Raw genomic sequence first — 17942 nt, 5'->3', positions numbered from 1 at the left:
GGACGGAGACCGGGGTGCTCCGCCGGCCTCATCGTGGACCAACCACCCCGCGAGAACGCCCCGGTGGTCCGTTACGTCCCCCAGGTGTACCCGATCGGCGGGCGGGCCGGGGGCCGTTCGCCCGGGTCCCTGCCGCGCCCGGCGTTAGCGGAACGTGAGCGAGACGTGAGCGGCACCGAGCAGAGTGGTGCGTGTCGGCAGGCCAGGGAGGAGCGACCACCCTCCCGGCACGCCCGCCGACGCGTTCCGAGGAGCAGACCGGAATGAAGCAGGACCGAGGCGGGCGCTGCGGCGGCCGCCGTCCTGGCGGGTGCCGTCGTGGGGGCGGCACCGGCCAGGACGGGTCGACGCCACCGGAGAGACGGCGCTCGGAACCGGCCCCGGCCGACCGGGACCCGGCGCGGGCCGTGGGGGACCGTGCCGGGCCCCGACGGCCGGGGCCGCCTCGGCGTCCGGAGCTTCCTGATCCCGGGACACAGAACGACGACTTCCCTTCCACCAGGAGGCATCATGCGACGACGTACCTTCCTCAAGGGCTCCCTGCTGGGCGCGGCGGCCGCCGCCGTCCCGCTCGACGCCCTGCTCGCCACCGGCGCCTCGGCGGCCGAACCGGCCCCGGTCACCTCCCTGAGCGCGCTGCAGAGCGCGATCGACCGCGCGGTGCCCGGCGACCGGATCGTCGTCGCCGACGGCACGTACACCGTCCCCTCCGGCGGCGCGATCGACCTCTCGGGGCGCAGCGGCATCACGATCGTCTCCCAGAGCCGCGGCGGCGCCGTCCTGAACGGCCCGCGCAGCTTCGTCCTCGACGGCGCGAGCTCCGTCACCATCAGCGGCTTCGCGCTGCGGCAGAGCGGCACCCTCACGATCCCGGCCGACAGCACCGGCATCCGGCTGACCCGCAACGACATCCGGTTCGCCGACGTGGACGGCCTCGACTGGGTCCTCGTGGAGGGCAACGACGCCAAGATCGACCGCAACCACTTCCACGACCGCACCACCCAGGGCATCTTCCTCGTCGTCGACGGCCCCGGCACCACCGCCATCGCCCAGCGCCTCCAGGTCTTCAAGAACCACTTCTCCGGCCACGCGTACACGGGCACCAACGGCGGCGAGTCGATCCGGCTCGGCGTCAGCAGCCGGGCGCTGTCCACGGCCGACGCGATCGTGGAGTACAACCTGTTCGAGCGCTGCGACGGAGACCCCGAGGCCATCTCGGTGAAGTCCTCCGGCAACACGATCCGTTACAACACGCTCCGCGACAGCCAGGGCGGCATCGTGCTGCGCCACGGCAACCACTCCACCGTCGAGGGCAACTGGCTGCTCGGCGGCAAGGAGGGCATCCGCCTGTACGGCAACGACCACCTGGTCGTGAACAACCACCTCGCCGGCCTCACCGGCCGGGCCCTCGTCATCGGCAGCGGCACCACGCGCGACCACCACGACGGCGAGACCACCGAGGAGCGGCGCGGCAACGACGCCTGCGACCGCGCGGTGATCGTCCACAACACGCTGCGCGCCAACAAGAGTTCCCTCTCGGGCGAGACCCGCACCTACGAGCCGCGCGACGTGACCGTCGCCGACAACCTCATCGTCGGGGACAGCGGCAGCCTCGTCGCGATGGGCGCCACCACCGGCTTCCTCTGGCAGGGCAACATCCTCTGGGGCGCGGCCGCCGACGGCACCCTCCCCAACGCGGGCTATACCCGCGTCGACCCCCGCCTCGCGCAGTCCTCGGACGGCGTCTACCGGCTCACGGCGGGCAGCCCCGCCATCGGCGCCGCGACGCTGAGCGGCGTCCCGGTCCCCGACGACATCGACGGCCACGCCCGCGGCACCGCCCGCGACATCGGCTCCGACGAGTACTCGACCCTGGCCCCGGTCCGCCGCCCCCTCACCTCCACGGACGTGGGCCCGAACGCCTCCTGACCCGACCTGCCCGTACGATCACCCCGATCATGATCAACATCGCGCATTTCCGGGGGCATCAGCACGTGAACAGGGTGAGGGCGGTCGTCGCCGCGGTCGTACTGGCGTCCGCGGCGACGGGTTGCGGTTCCGGGGGACCGGCGGACGCCGCACGGCCGGCCGACAAGCCGACCGCGGCGAAGCCCTCCAACGGGCAGGCAGGGGCGGGGAATCCCTCCAGGGGGCAGGCAGGGGCGGAGAAGCTCGCCGCCGACCCCGGCACCCGCTACACCGCCGTCGCCGTGCCGACGATGGAAGGCCTCGTCTGCGACGAGGGCGACGGCGGCTTCCACTTCGGCAGCGACCTCGACATGAGCGTCACCGGCGACGACGGCCTGAAGGAGATCGAGGACGAGGGCCAGGACGTCGCCGACGAGGTGTCCTGCTTCGGCAGCCCCCGCAACGTCCTCCGCAAGGGCACCATGTCGGCCTCGGCGCCCACGTTCACCGCCAGGACCCGCCTGTACGAGGACGTGCCCGACCCCACCGCCTCCCTGAACCGCATCTTCGACGCGTCCATGGGCCTGGCGAAGGACTACGGCCGCAACCTCACCGGCGCCCCGAAGACCGTCACCAGCAGCTCCCTCGTCGTGAAGTGCCGGCAGAACGTCACCGACACCTTCCCGATGACGACCTGTCTCTGGGCGAACTACGGGGCGGCCGGAGTCCTCGACTTCTTCCCCTTCGACGACCAGTACGTCCCGGTCGACTCGGCCGCCAGGCTCACCCGGGACTTCGTCGCCGGCGCGCTGAAGAAGTAGGGGGCCGGCCGGGCGGTCTCAGACCTCGCCGAGGCCGCCCCGGGCGATCACCTCCGCGTACCAGCGGGCACTGTCCTTCAGGGTCCGGCGCTGCGTCGCGAAGTCCACGTGCACGATGCCGAACCGCTTGCTGTAGCCGTACGCCCACTCGAAGTTGTCGAGCAGCGACCACAGGAAGTAGCCCCGCACATCGGCCCCGTCCGCGAGCGCCCGGTGCACCGCCGCCAGGTGCGCGTGCAGGTACGCCACCCGCTCCGGGTCCTTCACGTTCCCCGACGGGTCGGCGTAGTCGTCGTACGCCGCGCCGTTCTCGGTGATGACCAGCGGCACACCCGGCAGTTCGTCCCGCAGCCGGACCAGGAGGCCGTGCAGCCCGTCCGCGTCCACCGGCCAGTCCATGGCCGTCCGCGGCCCGGGCGCCGGCTCGAACCGTACGTGCCGCTCGGCGCCCGCCCACGGCGACGGCGACTCCGAGCTGCCCGCCGCGACGACCGCCGGGGAGTAGTAGTTGATGCCCAGCGAGTCGATCGGCGCGGCCGCCGTCGCCAGATCGCCGTCCCGGACGAACGACCAGTCCGTGACGGCCGCCGTGTCGCGGACCAGGTCCTCGGGGAGCCGGCCGTGGAAGACCGGGTCCAGGAAGATCCGGTTGCCGACCGCGTCGATCCGGCGGGCCGCGTCCAGGTCCTCGGGCGTCTGCGAACGCGCCCGTACGGCATGGAGGTTGAGGGTCAGGGACACCTCCGCCGCACCGGGCAGCTCACCGCGCAGCGTCCGGGCCGCGAGGCCGTGCGCCAGGTTGAGGTGGTGCGCGGCGCGCAGCGCGGCGAGGTCGCTGGTCCGGCCCGGCGCGTGCACGCCTTGGCCGTAGCCGAGGAAGGCCGCGCACCAGGGCTCGTTGAGCGTGGTCCAGGTGGCGACCCGGTCGCCGAGGGCGTCCGCCATGATCCCCGCGTACTCGGCGAAGCGGTACGCGGTCTCCCGGTGCGGCCAGCCGCCCGCGTCCTCCAACTCCTGCGGCAGGTCCCAGTGGTAGAGCGTCACCACCGGCCGGATACCGGCCTCCAGGAGCGTGTCGGCGAGCCGCCGGTAGAAGTCCAGGCCCTTGCGGACGGCCGGGCCGCGGCCGGTGGGCTGGACCCGGGGCCAGGAGACCGAGAAGCGGTAGTCGGTCACCCCGAGCCGCCGCATCAGGGCGACGTCCTCGTCGACCCGGTGGTAGTGGTCGGCGGCGATGTCGCCGGTGTCGCCGTTGCGCACCTTGCCGGGCGTACGGCTGAAGGTGTCCCAGATCGAGGGGGTGCGGCCGTCCTCGGCGGCGGCCCCCTCGATCTGGTACGCGGCCGTGGCCGTGCCCCAGCGGAAACCCTCGGGGAAGCGGAGAGCGGTCGTGGGGCCGGAGCGGGCGTCGAGTGCGGTCATGGGACGGTGACTCCCTGGAGTGAGGGGGTGGTGGAGGGGGAGGGGGCGCGGGCGTCAGCCCTTGACCGCGCCCTGCATGATCCCGCCGACGATCTGCCGGCCGAGGAGGCCGAAGACGAGCAGCACCGGCAGGGTCCCGAGCAGGGTCCCCGCCATGATCACGGACTGGTCGTGGACATAGCCGCCGCCGAGCTGGCGCAGCGCGACCTGGACGGTGGGCTCGGAGGAGGAGAGCGCGACGACGGGCCAGAAGAAGTCGTTCCACGCGGCCATGAAGGTCAGCAGGCCGAGCACGGCCATGCCGGGCCGGGCGATCGGCACCACGATCGACCAGAAGATCCTCGCCGTGGACGCGCCGTCGACCCGGGCGGCCTCGATCAGCTCGTCCGGCAGCGACTGCACCAGGTACTGCCGCATGAAGAACACCCCGAACGCCGACACCAGGCCCGGCAGGATCACCGACTGGAGCTGGTTCACCCAGCCGAGCTCGGCGATCAGCATGAACAGCGGGATCACCCCCAGCTGCGGCGGGATCATCATGGTGCCCACCGTGACCGCGAGCAGCGCGCCCCGGCCCCGGAAGCGGAGCTTGGCGAAGGCGAAACCGGCGAGCGTGCAGCACAGGACGGTGCCGAGGGTGATCGACCCGGAGACGAGGAGCGAGTTCAGGAGCGCCTTGCCGATGTCGGCCTCTTCGAGGACCGCCTCGAAGTTGCGCATCAGGTGCGGGCCCGGCAGCAGGGCCGGCGGGACCTTCGCCAGGTCGGCGTTGGAACGGCTCGCGGCGACGACCGTCCAGTAGAAGGGGAAGGCGGAGAACAGTACGGCGACGATCAGGATCGTGTAGGCGAGCGGCCCGGCGTGCAGGGTGCGGCCGGCCCGGGAGGGGCCGGACCGTGCCGGGCGGACCAGCGCGGTCACCGGCCGGCCTCCTTGCGGGAACGGCGGTGCGCGATCAGGGCGTTGATCCCGACCAGCACCACGATGAGCAGGAACATCACCCAGGCGATGGCGGCGGCCCGCCCCAGGTGGAAGAAGCCCCAGCCCTGCTCGTACAGGTAGAGGCCGAGGGTCTGGTACTGGTGCGAGATGCCGCCCGAGATCGAGCCTTCGAGGAGCAGCGGCTCGCCGAACAGCTGGGTCGCGCCGATCGTGGAGACGACGACGGTGAAGAGGATGGTGGGCCGCAGGCCCGGCAGCGTGACGTGGAAGAACTGGCGCCACCGCGAGGCCCCGTCCATCGCGGCGGCCTCGTACAGCTCGTCGGGGATGGACTGCATGCCGGCCAGGTAGATCAGCGCGTTGTAGCCGGTCCAGCGCCAGATGACGACCGTGGACACGGCGATCTGCGAGGCGACCGTGCCGTTCTGCCAGTCGACGGGATCGATGCCGATGAGGCCGAGCCCGTAGTTGACCAGCCCGAAGTCCCGGCCGAAGAGCTGGGCGAAGACGAGGGTGGCGGCGGCGACCGAGGTCGCGTACGGCAGCAGGACCGCCGTCCGCAGGAAAGTACGGCCGCGCATGCGGTAGTTCAGCAGGTGCGCGAGGCCGAGGGCCATCACCAGCTGCGGCACGGTCGACAGGACGCCGATGGTGAAGGTGTTGCGCAGCGCGACCCAGAAGTACGCGTCGCCGAGGAGCGCGGCGTAGTTGCCGAGGCCGCGCCACTCCATGTCGCCGGGGGTCTGGAGCTCGACCCGGTAGAGGGAGACGAAGGCCGTGTAGAGCAGCGGGAAGAGGCCGAAGGCGGCGAACAGGGTGAAGAACGGGGCGAGATAGGCGTACGGCGAGACCGTCCGCCAGGCCCGCCGGGCGGGCCCCGGCCGGGGCGGCGGGACGGCGGCGCGCGGTGGGGCCGGTGGTGCCTGGGATGCGGCGAGGGTCACGGTGCGGCCCTTCGGTGGGAGAGCGGGGCGGGGGAGTCGGGGCGGCGCGGGCGTTCGGGGCGGTGCGGGCCTTCGGGAAGACGCGGGCATTCGGGGCGGCGCGGGCATTCGGGGTGGCGCGGGGCGGGCGCCGGGCGGCTCGCGTCAGCCGAGGGTGTTCTCGACGCCCTTCTTCGCGTTCGACCAGGCCTCCTCGGGCGACGTGCCCTTGCGCTCGACCTCGCTCAGCGCGTTGGTGATCTGCTGGGCGATGTTCTGGTCGTGCACGCCGAGCACCTGGACCGGGGCCGCCTTCGCCGCGTCGCCGAAGATCTTCCCGATCGGGGCGCCGGAGAAGTACGCGTCCTTCGCGCCGGCGACCTTCTCGATCGCGCCGGTGGCCGAGGGGAAGTTGCCCTGCTTCTCGAAGAGCCGGGTCTGCTGCTCGGGCGCGGTGAGCCACTTGATCAGCTCGTACGCCTCCTTCTTGTGCCGCGCGGCCTTCGGCACGGCCAGGTAGGAGCCGCCCCAGTTGCCGGCGCCGCCGGGGAGCGCGGCGACGTCCCACTTGCCCTTGCCGGCGTCGCCGGCCTGGCCCTTGATGTAGCCGAGCATCCAGGCGGGGCAGGGGATCGTCGCGAACGAACCGGCGGCGAAGGCCTGGTTCCACTGCGGGGACCACTGGTCGAGCTTGGCGCTCAGCCCGCTCCGCGCGGCCTCGACGGAGTGGTCCCAGGCGGTGCGAAGGGCGGGGTTGTCCTGCCAGATGAGCTTGCCGGAGGCGTCGTAGTACCGCTCCTTCTCCTGCCCGATCATGATGGAGTACAGGCTGCCGACGCTGTCGATCCACGCGTGCTTGCCCGGGGCCTTGGCCTTGTACTGCTTCCCGAGCTCCAGGTAGCCGTCCCAGGTGGCCCACTTCTTCGCCAGTTCCTCGCGGTCGGTGGGCAGTCCGGCCTGCTGGAACAGGTCCGCGCGGTAGCAGAGGGCCTCCGGGCCGACGTCCGTGCCGAGGCCGAGGACCTCGCCGCCCCCGCCGGTGGCGGCGGCCCACTTGGCCGGGGCGAACTGCTCCTTGAGCGCGCCCGCCCCGTACTTCCTGAGGTCCTCGAACCGCTCGGCCTGCTCCTTGGCGACGGAGGCGATCCGGCCGACCTCGATGCCCTGCACGTCGGCGAGGCCACCGCCGCCGGCGAGCCGGGTCTGGAGGGACTTCCAGTAGTCGGCCTCGTCCTCGGTGTCCGTCTGCTTGATCGTGACACCGGGGTGGAGCTTCTCGTACTCCGCGTACAGCCCGGCCTCCTTGTATCCGAAAGAGCCGAACAGGTCCACGGTGATGGTGACCTCGCCACCGGCGCCGTCCCCCGACGCGCCGTCCGTCGAACTTCCGCAGGCGGCGAGCAGAGCCCCGGTGAGCACGACCGCCCCCAGGCGGGCGGCGGTTCTCTTGGCGGCGCGGGTGACGGTCATGGGAAGCCTCCTTGGCTCCGGAGCGAGCGAGAGTCTCTGAGAGCGCTCTCAAGTCTGCGGGGGGAGCGTGCCCGTGAAGAGGCGTGTCCGTCAAGACTCGAAGGAGCATCGGACGGGAAGAGCGCTCAACTCCCTTCTGTGTTCAACCCATTGACACAGTCGTTTCGCGGGTTTTACGTTTCCGGCGATCTGAGAGCGCTCTCACCCTCTTCGCCGCACACCCCCCACCTCCCCCGACGACATGAGGTGCTCCTTCATGCCAGCCCCCCGCAGCAGGCCGGCCGTCGTGCTGGTCCTGGTCTCCGCCCTCGCCGCCCTGGGAATCGGCCCCGCCGCCGGTCCCGCGGCGGCGGCCACCGTCCCGGCGGGCGCAGGAAGTTACTCCGACACCCGCCCCGCCGGCGCATCGGGACCCACCACCAACACCGGCACCCCGGTCACCCCCAAGGTCACCCCCGCCGCCCAGGGCAAACCGGTCCCCACCAACGACTGGTGGTCCTCCCTCGCCTTCCAGCGGTACGGGGACAACCCGTACTCCACCCCCATGTACGGCCACCCGCTCACCTACCAGGCCGTCGCCGGCGGCCTGGAGATCGGCTACCCGACCAGTCCCGCGATCGTCGGTGACGGACGCCAGTACGAGTTCGCCCACAAACGCGACCTCACCCTCGGCCTCACCGGCCTCAACTCGCCCGACACCAGGGCCGACGCCTGGTCCGACTGGACCGTCACCCCCTACTGGTCCGACGGCACCCGCACCCTGCGCACCACCATCGGCCACGGCCTGCCCTTCGTGTACGCCAGGGGCACCGGCGGCGACGCCCGTATCACCACCGCCGAGGCGCCCACCGTCTTCGCCGACCAGGGCAACGTCCTCGGCATCACCGTCGCGGGCCACCACTACGCCCTCTTCGCGCCCACCGGCACCGACTGGAACGTCTCCGGCTCGACCGTCACCGCCGGTCTCGGCGGCAAGGACTACTTCTCCGTCGCCGTCCTGCCCTCCACCGACACCCTCGCGACCTACCGGAAGTACGCGTACAGCTTCGTCACCGGGTCGACGGTGAACTGGAGTTACGACGCGGGGACCGTCCGCGCCACCTACACCCTCACCACCGAGGCGAAGGAGGGCACCGAGCGCGGCACCCTCCAGGCGCTCTACCGCCACCAGTGGCTGCACACCACCGATCCGCTCACCCCGTACACGTACGTTTCGCCGCGCGGCACCATGAAGGTCCGCGAGTCCGCCTCCTTCACGACCTCCCAGCGGGCCGCCGCCACCCTGCCCGGACTCCCGGGCGCCGGCGTGGACCCCGCCCGGCTGCGCGGCTACCTGAACGAGGTCGCGAACTCCGCCGACCCCTTCTCCGGCGCCGTGGACACGTACTGGACCGGCAAGGCCCTCGGCAAGCTCGCCCAACTCGTCCCGCTCGCCGACCAGATCGGCGAGGGCGCGATCCGCGACAAGCTCCTCGGGCTGATCAAGGGCCGCCTCCAGGACTGGTTCACGGCCGGCGGCGCCAACGAGTTCTCGTACGACCAGGCCTGGAAGACCCTCATCGGCTACCCGGCCTCCTACGGCAGCGACACCGAACTCAACGACCACCACTTCCACTACGGCTACTACGTGTACGCGGCCGCGATCGTCGCCCAGTACGACCCTGCCTGGGCCGCCGACTCCGCGTGGGGCGCCATGGTCAAGACCCTGGTCCGCGACACCGCCGACCCCAGCCGCACCGACAGCGCCTTCCCCTTCCTGCGCGGCTTCGACGTCTACGCCGGACACAGCTGGGCCAGCGGCCACCAGGGCTTCGCCGCCGGCAACAACCAGGAGTCCTCCTCGGAGTCGACCAACCTCAGCGCGGCCCTCGTCCTCTGGGGCTCGGCCACCGGTGACACGTCACTGCGCGACCTCGGCACGTACCTCCTCACCACCGAGGGCGAGGCCGTCGCCCAGTACTGGTTCGACGCCGACCAGCAGGTCTTCCCCGCCGCCTTCCAGCACGACACCGTCGGCATGGTGTGGGGCAGCGGCGCCGCCTACTCCACCTGGTGGACCGCGAACCCGGAGGAGATCCACGGCATCAACGTCCTCCCGGTGACCGGCGGTTCGCTCCAGCTCGCCGGACACAAGGACGCCGTCCGGCGCAACATCGCCGAGATGGAACGCGAGAACGGCGGCCCCGCCGTCGAATGGCGCGACATCCTCTGGGAGTTCCAGTCCCTCGCCGACCCCGGCGCCGCCAAGGCCAAGTGGGACGCGGGCAACGCCGGTTACACCCCGGAGGCGGGGGAGTCGAAGGCCCACACCTACCACTGGCTCACGGCCCTCGACGCCCTCGGCGCCCCCGACGCCACGGTCACCGGATCCATCCCCACCTCCGCCGTCTTCCTGAAGGGCACCACCCGCACCTACGTGGCCCACAACCACGGCACGACCGCCCGCACGGTCACCTTCTCCGACGGAAAGTCCCTCACGGTCCCCGCCCGCTCCACCGCGACCGGCACCGGAACGGGCGGCACCGATCCCGACCCCGGCCCTTCCACGGGAAACACCTTCCAGCTCCGCACCGGCGGCACCCTCACCACGGCCACCGGAGCCACGGCGGGCAGCGACACCATCGCCTCGGCGCAGGGCGCCAACCACGACGGCACCCCGAGCCGGCCGCTCGTCTACGAGGCCAGGAACGTCAACGGCACGCTCAGGAGCGGAGGTTCGACCGCCTTCCGCCTCCAGGTGGACGCCGGAACGGTGGTCGGCCTAGGCCAGCAGGCCCGCATCAGCTACGACCTCACCGGCGACGGCACCTTCGACCGGACCGAGACCTACCAGTACTTCGCGACCGACCCGGTCACCGGTTGGGAGGAGTACAGCCAGGCGCGCGGCCTGAAGTCCGCCACCGGCACGCTCGGTGACCTGCGCGGCGGAACGGTCCGCCTGGAGGTCTGGAGCGCGATAGGGAACGGCGACTCACGGCTCCAGACGGGCACGGACCGGTCCGTCCTCGTCATCCCGTACGACTGACCCCAGGGTGGGGAGGCGGCGGACCCGGGAAAGCCACCCGGGCCCGCCGCTTTCCCGTACGACGTCACCCGGACCCGTCGCTTTCCCGTACGGCGTCTTTCCGCGCGGCGTCACGCGGAGGCGCGGCGGACCAGCGAGGTGGGGGTGATCACGGAGGCCGGGACCTCGGGACCGGTCCCGTCGAGCAGCCGCATGAGCAGCTTCACCATCAGCCGGCCCATGCCCTCGATGTCCTGGCGGACGGTGGTGAGCGCGGGAGTGGTCCGCTCGACGACCGAGGCCATGTCGTCGAAGCCGACGACGGCCACGTCCTCAGGCACCCGCAGCCCGCGCTCCCGCAGGGTCCGCAACGCCCCCGACGCCATCAGGTCGTTGGCGACGAACACGCCGTCGACGTCCGGCCGCCGGCCGAGGAGCTCCGCCATCGCACGGGCGCCGCTCTCCTCCGTGAAGTCGCCCGGGCACAGCAGCCCGGGATCGGCGTCCAGGAGGACGTCCCGGTAGCCGTGGATCCGGTCGATCGCGGACGTCTGGTCGGCGGGACCCGAGATGTGCGCGATGTTCCGCCGCCCGAGACCCACCAGGTGCCGCACCGCCTCCCGGGCGCCGCCCCGGTTGTCGCAGTCGACGAACGGCACGGCCGGATCCGTGCCCGGGGCGGGCCGCCCGCCGAAGACCACCGGGATCCGGGCCCGCTCGATCACGGACGGCAGCGCGTCGTCGCTGTGCAGCGAGAACGCCAGCGCGCCGTCGACGTGCCCGCCCCCGAGATAGCGCGAGATCCGCTCGTGGTCCCCGGGACCCTCCACCCACAACAGCACCAGCTGGGCGTCGTACGCGGTCAGTTCCCGGCTGATCCCCCGCACCTGCTGCTCGAAGAACGGGTCCGAGAAGACCCGGAACTCGGGCTCCGCGATGATCACGGCCACGGCGCCGTTGCGCCGGGTGACCAGGGTGCGGGCCGCGTGGTTCGGGACGTAACCGAGCTCCTCGACGGCCCTGCGCACCTTCTCCACCAGGGGAGCGCGCACGCCCGCGCCCCCGTTGACGACCCGGGAGGCCGTGGCGCGCGAGACCCCGGCGCGCGAGGCGACGGCTTCCAGCGTGGGGCGGGGCCCCGTGGTCTGCTCGGGCAAGGCGTGCGCTCCTCGACTGCGGCGGCTGGACGGGGTGTGCGGTGTGCGTGTCCGACGGGTGGTGTGCGGTCCTGCGCGGACCAGGATATCTGCAGTCCGCACCTGTTGAGAGCGCTCCCAAGATCCGAAGGGCGGGTGAACACCCGCTGCCCGGGGCGGTGTCAGTGGGGCGTGCGACGATCCTCGGCATGATCGTCTCGCTGGATGCCCTGCTGCCCGCCGCCGGTACGCACGTGTCGACCACGTACGCCGACTGGGTCGCCGCCCACGACCCGGGCGCGGTCGAGGGCGCGCGTGCGCTGGTCCGGGACATGGGCGCCGAACTCAACCGCTCCTGGACCAGGCCCGGCGCGTTCGTCGACGCCATGGCCCGGCGGGCGCGGCGGCTGCCGCCGGCGCATCTGCCGTGGTTCTGGGACACCGTGGGCCACCGGCTGATCGGTTACGGGAGCAGGCCGGGCGGGCGGGCCTACGTGGCGGCGCGCGCCGCCGAGGCCCGGCACGGGCTGTCCGTGGACCCCGCCTACCGCCGGGCCAACGGGCTGCTGTTCGCCCGGGGCGGGGCCATGCCCGCCAAGGAGTTCGGCGCCCACCAGCGGTTCCTCGCCGAGACCCTTGAGCCGGCGGCGGCCCACAGCGCCCTGGAGGACTTCCTCACCGCGTGGGCCGCCTCGCCCGCCGACCTGCCCGCGGATCTGGTGCGCCGGGTACGGGCCTCCGCCAGGAAGGCCGGGCTCGGTGACGCGGAGGTCGCCCGGATCGTGGGCACGATCCTCTCGGCCACCCGGAAGAAGGGCGTGCCGGACGCCCTGCTGGCGGCGGCCGAACCGATCCTGACGGCCCATCCGCCGACGGACGCGGTCGCGGCCGGCCTCGTGGAGGTCTTCCCCGAGGGGGCCACCGACGGCGGCCCGTGGCTGCGGCTGCTGGTCGGCTCCGGCGCGGCCGGGGCGATGGAGGACGGACGGATCGTGCCCGAGGGCGGAACGCACCACTGGCTCGGCACCTTCGTCCGCATGTACCAGTACGCCCTCCAGTCCGGCGGCGGCGTCGGACGCCAGCCGCTCCCGGCGGAACTCCTCGACCTCATCGGCCGGTTGGGGCCGCGCCTGCGGGCCGAGGGCGCGCCGGTGACCCTGCACACCACCCGCCACCACTACCAGGGCTTCGACGCGGACGTCCTCGACGCCTGCCTGGCGGCCGGGGTCGCGGTCGCCGACCCGGGGCCGGACGTCCGGATGCGCTTCTGGGGCGAGAAGTCCCGCCGCGACCTCGCCGCGCTCGCCGCCGACCCCGTCTTCGGCCCCCGCCTGGAGGGGACCGTGCACGCGAACCTGCTGCCGAGCTGGCAGACGGGGCGCGAGCGGCGGCCCGGCTCCGCGGTGACGCTGCTCCCGGGCAACGAGGGCATCGCCCACGAGGTGGCCGGACGCGTCGGCAAGCTCGTCGACACCGTCGGGGGCGGCGGCATGGCGGGCGCCGAGGAGTCCGTGGCCGAGCTGGAGACCCTCCTCGACCGGCCGACCGTGACCGCCCTCGGCGGCATCGCCGACGCCCTCGGCGCGACGAGCGCGGCGGGCGCCCTGCACCGCTCCCTCACGGCCGGGCTTCCGGAGGAACTGGTCTGGCCGGCCCTGGAGTCGGTGTACGCGGAGTTCGCGGCGGAAGCGGAAGCCGATGGCGATGGCGATGGCGATGGCGATGGCTGTGGCGATGGCGGGCCCGTGCCGGGGGTGACCGGCGTCGACGGAGTGACCTGCACCTGGCCGGTGCTCACCGTCTTCGGGGGTGGCCGGGCGGTCGCCGTCGACCCGGACGGGGTCAGGGGCTCCTGCCGGTTCACGGTGCCGGAGGACGCGACGATGCACGCCGTCCACTACGTCGGCGGCTCCTTCCTCGTGAGCTGGACGGTCAAGCCGGATCCCTACTTCTGCGACACCGCGTGCTGGGCGGACCGGCCCGAGGAGCCGTTCACGCCCGACGAGCAGGGCGGACTGGTGCCGTTCGGCGGGAAGCTGGACGGGGCCTTCGGCTTCCAGTTCGAGACCGCCGACGGGGGAGGGCGCCACGGCGGCCTGCGCGCCCTTCGGCCGGGCGGCACGGAAGGCATCGACAGCAACGAACTGCAGCTCGGCGACGGCTCCCGCATCTGGACCAACGGCGTGTACCGGCGGCGCCCGTGGGAGGTGGTGGACCCGGTCACCGGCGAGCCGAGGGGCGGCGCCGAGGTGCCGGACTTCCCCGGCCGCCCCGCGAGCACCGACCCGGCGACGGAACCGTCCGAGGCGGGCATGGCCCTCGCCCAGGAGGCCCTCCACCTCGCGCCGCTGCCCGCCGGTCTGACCGACTCCCCGCTCGGCAGCAGGGACGGCCTCGTCGGGACCCGGATCCTCTTCCGCACCCCGCACCGCGACCCCGCGCCCGACCACTACCTGGTGCAGAGCGTCGACGGGCGCTCGGCCCGCTTCTCCATCGACCGGCAGGGCCAGAAGCCCTGGGCGCTGTGGGCGCCGCCGGAGGGCGCCGTGGAGGACGTGGTCCTCGCCGAGGCCGAGACCCGGACGGGCGTGCGCGCGTACACCGCCGACGGCGTCCTGCTGTGGGAGCTGGACGGCCACCACTCGCCCCGGCACCCCCGGGTGCGGCCGGCCCGGCGCGCCACCCCGTCCGGCGGCGTGGCCCTGCCCCCTGCCTTCTGGTACCTGCTGCGGACCCGGGACGCGGCCGGATCCCGGGCGCTGCGGACGGTGAGCCGGGAGACGGCGGACGCCCTGCTGACGGCGGCGCGCGAAAGCGCGGCCGTTTCCGAGCGCGCGGAGGCGGCCGACGCCACGGCGGCGCTCCGCGCGGTCCTGGCGCGGGAGTTGCCGGACGTCACCGATCCCGTCCTGGTCGAGGCCGTCGTCGCCGTGGCCGAGCGGGCCGCCCGGGTGGAGGAGCGGCGGCGCGCCCTGCACCGGCGCGTCACCCTGCTCGCCGAGGCCCCGCCCGTGCGGCTGCGGCGGTCCTCGCCGGACACCGTGCTCGTTCCCGCGCTGTGGGGCCTCGCCGACACCGGCGGGACCGACCGGTGGCGGCGGACCCCCGACGTGGCCCTGCCGGCGACGCTGACCGCGCTCGCCGCCGACGGCGCCTGCCTGGCCGGGACGATCGTCGAGGAGGTGCGCCGGCTGTCGCCGCCCGCCCCGCCGCACGACTGGTCGCAGCTCCTCGGCGCGATCGACGCCGTCGCCTGGCGGGCGGCGGTCGCACCGACCCCGGACGCGGAGCGGGCCGCTCTCCTCGCGCTCCTGGACACCTGGGCCGAGCAGCCGTTCGCCCGCGCGGGCAGCCGCTGGTGGGCGGGGCGGATGCCAGGACCGGGCTTCGTGGACCACCTGCGCTCGGGCGCTACGACCGTCGCGTCCGCCGGTGTGCGGGACGGGGGCGCGGAGCAGTGGTTCGTGGCGCCCGTCGCGGAGAACCCGCACCGCGACCCCGTGCCGGGAGCGGCCACCGAGGTGCGGCACGTGCGCGTGGAGCGGGACGACACCGGGCGGCTGCGCGCCCTGGTGGCCGCCGTGGACACCCACGGGCCGGTCCCGGTGCCGGAGTCGGCGGCCGCGCGTTTCGCCGAACTGACGGGGGTACGACGGTCCGTGGCCCGGCTCGTCGTCGCCGGTCTCGTCGGCCGGGCCGACCGGGAGGAGCACCGGGCCCTGGTGTGCAAGGCCCCGTACAAGGCGACCCCGCTGGCGACCGAGACGTACGAGCGGCTGCGGACCCGGCTCGGCGGCGCGGGCCGCAGGGCCGTCCTGGCCGCCGCCCTGCCCGAGGACCCGGCCGAACTGTGGCGGCCCGGTGGGGTCGAGGCGGCCGTGGAGCGCATGGCCGGAGCGTGGCGGGAGCGCCTCGGCGAGCAGCCCGCCGTGCACGACGGGACGGCCGACGCCCTGGAGGCCGACCTCGGCCTCGGTGAGGTGTGGGCCCGGCGCCTCGCCGGGGGCTACGACGCCGCCGAGGACACGACCGCACCCGCGGCCGGCTGGGAGCTGACGGCGGCCCGGCAGGGCACGGGGGTGGAGGTCAGGGCCGTACCGCCGGCCGGGCCCGAACTGCCCTACCGCACCCCGGTGGGGCTCGCGCTCACGGACATCGCGAGCGCCCTCGTGTGGGCGTGGACGGACCGGCCCGTCGGCGATCCGGCGCTGGCCGGGGCCGCCGCCCTGTACGAGCGGCTGCGCGCCGAGCTGGACCGCCCCGAGCTGCTGCTCGAACTCCCCGAGACCCGCGTCCGCGACACGCCGGAGCGGATCGCCGAGCGGTTCGGCCCCCGGCGGCTGCCGGTGGCCCGGCACCCGGAGAACCCGGCCGATCCGGCGAGCGCGTACGACTCCGGGCCGCTGGTGGTGTGCGCCCCCCACGGCACCGCCTTCCTACGCCCCGCGGCCGTCACCGGCCCCGGGACCTGGCGCGAGGTCCGCGAGGTCACCGACCTCGCCGAGGACCTGGACCGGCTGGCACCGCTGCTCGCGGGCGGCGGACTGGAGCGGATGATGCGCCGGTCCCTGTCCGGAGCCGTACCGGTGGGCGGGTACGAGGCGGATCCTCGCCTGTCCTGCCCGGAGCTCGTCGCCCGGGCGGCGGCGGAGCTCGGCACGGGCGAGGACGCGGCGGCCCTGTACCTCCAGCTGGCGGCCCTCGCCGCGCCCACCGACCGGAACGTCCGGCGGTGGAACGGCTGGTCGACCACGCGGCATGCGGAGGTCCGGGCGGAACTCCTCGCCACCGGCGCGGTCCTGGAGGCCAGGCGGGCACGGGCCGGCCGGACCCTGTTCCTGCCCGGCGACTGGACCGAGCTCAAGGCCCCGCACCTGCCGCTGGAGACCGCGAAGCTGACGACCCACCTGGTGCGGCCGATGTGGGACAAGTGGATCCGCTCCCCGTTCGTACGGGTGCTGCCGACGGCACCGCTCCACGAGATGTTCGAGGAGGCCTGGCAGCGGAACCGCGGTTGACGGAGGACGGGACGACTCCGCCCCGCCCACCGGGTGGTGGGCGGGGCGGAGTCGTCGGAGCGCGCGGGGGTCAGCCGGCGGCGGGAGCCCCCAGCTGGGCGCGGGCCGTCCGGGGCGCCAGCGCCTTCTGCGCGAAGACGCCGAAGACGATCCCGAACACCGCCCACATCACGGCCTGGATGGCGAGCGAGGCGAGCCTGAAATCCCAGAGGAGCGCGGCCGGGAAGTTCGCCGCTACGGCGTCGGTGTTGTCCGGCAGGACGGCGAAGGCGACCGCCGTCACGACGACGAACCCGGCGCCGGCCGCCAGGGTCGCGTTCCAGTTCCCCAGGCGCGGCGCGAGCCGGCGCCCGGCGATCACGGCACCGATCCCCAGGAGCACACTGAGCAGGATCATCAGGAAGAACAGGGTGGTGCGCTTCCCGATGGTGTCCGGATTGCCGACGGCCGGAGGGGTCGCCGGGTACTTGAGGAACGGCACCAGATAGACGGTGGTGAACGCGGCGGCGGCGGTGAGGGCCGCCGTCGCCCGGGGGCTGAAGCGGCCGACGCGCCCCAGCGCGAAGGAGAACGCGAGGGAGGCGATGCCGCCGAGCGCCACCCCGTAGACGAGGACGCCGGTGGCGAGGCCGAAGGTCGACTGCGTGGTGCGGCTGATCCCCTCCTCTTCCTCGGCGGGCGCGGCCGCGGCCACGTCATGGTGGGCGTGGGCCTCACCGGCGGCCTGGGACTCCTCCACGGCGATCGCCCCGTTCACGGGCGGCTCACCGACCGCGTAGGCCACGGCGAAGGCGAACAGCCCGGCGATCAGGCCCGCGAGCATGCCGCGGACCAGGAGGGATCTGACGGTTGAGGCGTGCATGTACCGGTCGCCCCTCAGTGGCAGGGGAAACCGAGCAGGTGACGTCCGTCGTGCACCCACTCGTGCACGTCGGAGCCGGCGAACAGGGAGGTGGCACCCTGCTCGGCGCCCACGAAGTACAGCGCGATCAGTGCGAGGAGCCCGACGAAGAGGGCCCAGGGCAGTACGGCGCGCACGGGCAGCGGAGCCGGAACGGCGACGGAAGGGGTGGAAACGGCAGCGGAGACGACGGCCTCGGCCATGATGGAACCTCCTGTGGGAACTCGCGTCCCAGACGGTGGTGCAGGACGACGGTCCACGGGTCTGACTCGCCGTGACGTCACCCTCGGGGGACGCCGCGGCATACAGTGGCGCGACCGTGCCGGATTCCCACCGGACTTCCGTCTCGCCGTCGTCACGCTGTTCAAATGTCGCCTGACGGTACCGCGTACGGGGA

Annotated in this window: 11 protein-coding genes and 1 riboswitch; of the genes, 4 read left to right on the top strand and 7 right to left on the bottom strand. The window is 73.5% G+C overall.

The window, feature by feature from the left end:
- Positions 1–510 precede the first annotated feature (510 nt).
- Together ACH4TP_RS08830 and ACH4TP_RS08825 are read left to right on the top strand one after the other, a co-directional pair.
- Positions 511–1929, top strand: a complete 1419-nt coding sequence (locus ACH4TP_RS08830) for a chondroitinase-B domain-containing protein (protein ID WP_389224521.1) — start codon at positions 511–513, stop codon at positions 1927–1929.
- Positions 1930–1958: 29 nt separating this feature from the next.
- On the top strand, positions 1959–2729 hold the full coding sequence (locus ACH4TP_RS08825; protein ID WP_398436610.1) for a hypothetical protein: 771 nt from the start codon (positions 1959–1961) through the stop codon (positions 2727–2729).
- An 18-nt stretch (positions 2730–2747) separates the two neighbouring features.
- Here the strand turns inward: ACH4TP_RS08825 and ACH4TP_RS08820 are convergent, their stop codons facing one another.
- The 4 genes from ACH4TP_RS08820 to ACH4TP_RS08805 form a co-directional block, all read right to left on the bottom strand.
- The gene (locus tag ACH4TP_RS08820) at positions 2748–4151 is read right to left on the bottom strand and encodes a GH1 family beta-glucosidase (protein WP_398178928.1); all 1404 of its coding nucleotides are present in this window, start codon (positions 4149–4151) and stop codon (positions 2748–2750) included.
- A gap of 54 nt (positions 4152–4205) precedes the next feature.
- A complete protein-coding gene (locus ACH4TP_RS08815; RefSeq protein ID WP_389224527.1) occupies positions 4206–5072 on the bottom strand; it encodes a carbohydrate ABC transporter permease in 867 nt (288 codons plus the stop codon).
- On the bottom strand, positions 5069–6037 hold the full coding sequence (locus tag ACH4TP_RS08810; protein ID WP_398436607.1) for a carbohydrate ABC transporter permease: 969 nt from the start codon (positions 6035–6037) through the stop codon (positions 5069–5071). The genes ACH4TP_RS08815 and ACH4TP_RS08810 overlap by 4 nt, the downstream gene beginning before the upstream one ends.
- Positions 6038–6181: 144 nt before the next feature.
- A complete protein-coding gene (locus ACH4TP_RS08805; RefSeq protein ID WP_389224531.1) occupies positions 6182–7486 on the bottom strand; it encodes an extracellular solute-binding protein in 1305 nt (434 codons plus the stop codon).
- A 256-nt stretch (positions 7487–7742) separates the two neighbouring features.
- Here ACH4TP_RS08805 and ACH4TP_RS08800 point away from each other — a divergent pair, with 256 nt between their 5' ends.
- Positions 7743–10511, top strand: coding sequence for a glycosyl hydrolase (locus ACH4TP_RS08800; protein WP_398436605.1), 2769 nt, complete (start codon positions 7743–7745; stop codon positions 10509–10511).
- 110 nt (positions 10512–10621) lie between these two features.
- Here the strand turns inward: ACH4TP_RS08800 and ACH4TP_RS08795 are convergent, their stop codons facing one another.
- Entirely contained in the window at positions 10622–11647 is a 1026-nt protein-coding gene (locus tag ACH4TP_RS08795) for a LacI family DNA-binding transcriptional regulator (RefSeq protein ID WP_398436603.1), read from the bottom strand.
- A 188-nt stretch (positions 11648–11835) separates the two neighbouring features.
- Here ACH4TP_RS08795 and ACH4TP_RS08790 point away from each other — a divergent pair, with 188 nt between their 5' ends.
- Entirely contained in the window at positions 11836–16644 is a 4809-nt protein-coding gene (locus ACH4TP_RS08790; RefSeq protein ID WP_398436601.1) for a hypothetical protein, read from the top strand.
- Between the two features lie 70 nt (positions 16645–16714).
- Here the strand turns inward: ACH4TP_RS08790 and ACH4TP_RS08785 are convergent, their stop codons facing one another.
- Complete coding sequence (locus ACH4TP_RS08785) at positions 16715–17506, bottom strand: CbtA family protein (RefSeq protein WP_389224539.1); 792 nt, start codon at positions 17504–17506, stop codon at positions 16715–16717.
- 14 nt (positions 17507–17520) lie between these two features.
- A complete protein-coding gene (locus ACH4TP_RS08780; RefSeq protein ID WP_389224541.1) occupies positions 17521–17748 on the bottom strand; it encodes a CbtB-domain containing protein in 228 nt (75 codons plus the stop codon).
- A 59-nt stretch (positions 17749–17807) separates the two neighbouring features.
- Positions 17808–17888, bottom strand: a riboswitch (cobalamin riboswitch).
- Positions 17889–17942 lie beyond the last annotated feature (54 nt).

Origin of the sequence: Streptomyces sp. NPDC021012, assembly GCF_044333355.1 — a bacterium.
GTDB lineage: Bacteria > Actinomycetota > Actinomycetes > Streptomycetales > Streptomycetaceae > Streptomyces.
The sequence above is the reverse complement of the archived record's forward strand: the minus strand, read 5'-3'. Positions and strand labels throughout refer to the sequence as shown.

Coding starts and splice junctions, on each gene's coding strand:
- ACH4TP_RS08830 (WP_389224521.1), top strand. CDS start 511: ATGCGACGACGTACCTTCCTCAAGGGCTCCCTGCTGGGCGCGGCGGCC.
- ACH4TP_RS08825 (WP_398436610.1), top strand. CDS start 1,959: ATGATCAACATCGCGCATTTCCGGGGGCATCAGCACGTGAACAGGGTG.
- ACH4TP_RS08820 (WP_398178928.1), bottom strand. CDS start 4,151: ATGACCGCACTCGACGCCCGCTCCGGCCCCACGACCGCTCTCCGCTTC.
- ACH4TP_RS08805 (WP_389224531.1), bottom strand. CDS start 7,486: ATGACCGTCACCCGCGCCGCCAAGAGAACCGCCGCCCGCCTGGGGGCG.
- ACH4TP_RS08800 (WP_398436605.1), top strand. CDS start 7,743: ATGCCAGCCCCCCGCAGCAGGCCGGCCGTCGTGCTGGTCCTGGTCTCC.
- ACH4TP_RS08790 (WP_398436601.1), top strand. CDS start 11,836: ATGATCGTCTCGCTGGATGCCCTGCTGCCCGCCGCCGGTACGCACGTG.
- ACH4TP_RS08785 (WP_389224539.1), bottom strand. CDS start 17,506: ATGCACGCCTCAACCGTCAGATCCCTCCTGGTCCGCGGCATGCTCGCG.
- ACH4TP_RS08780 (WP_389224541.1), bottom strand. CDS start 17,748: ATGGCCGAGGCCGTCGTCTCCGCTGCCGTTTCCACCCCTTCCGTCGCC.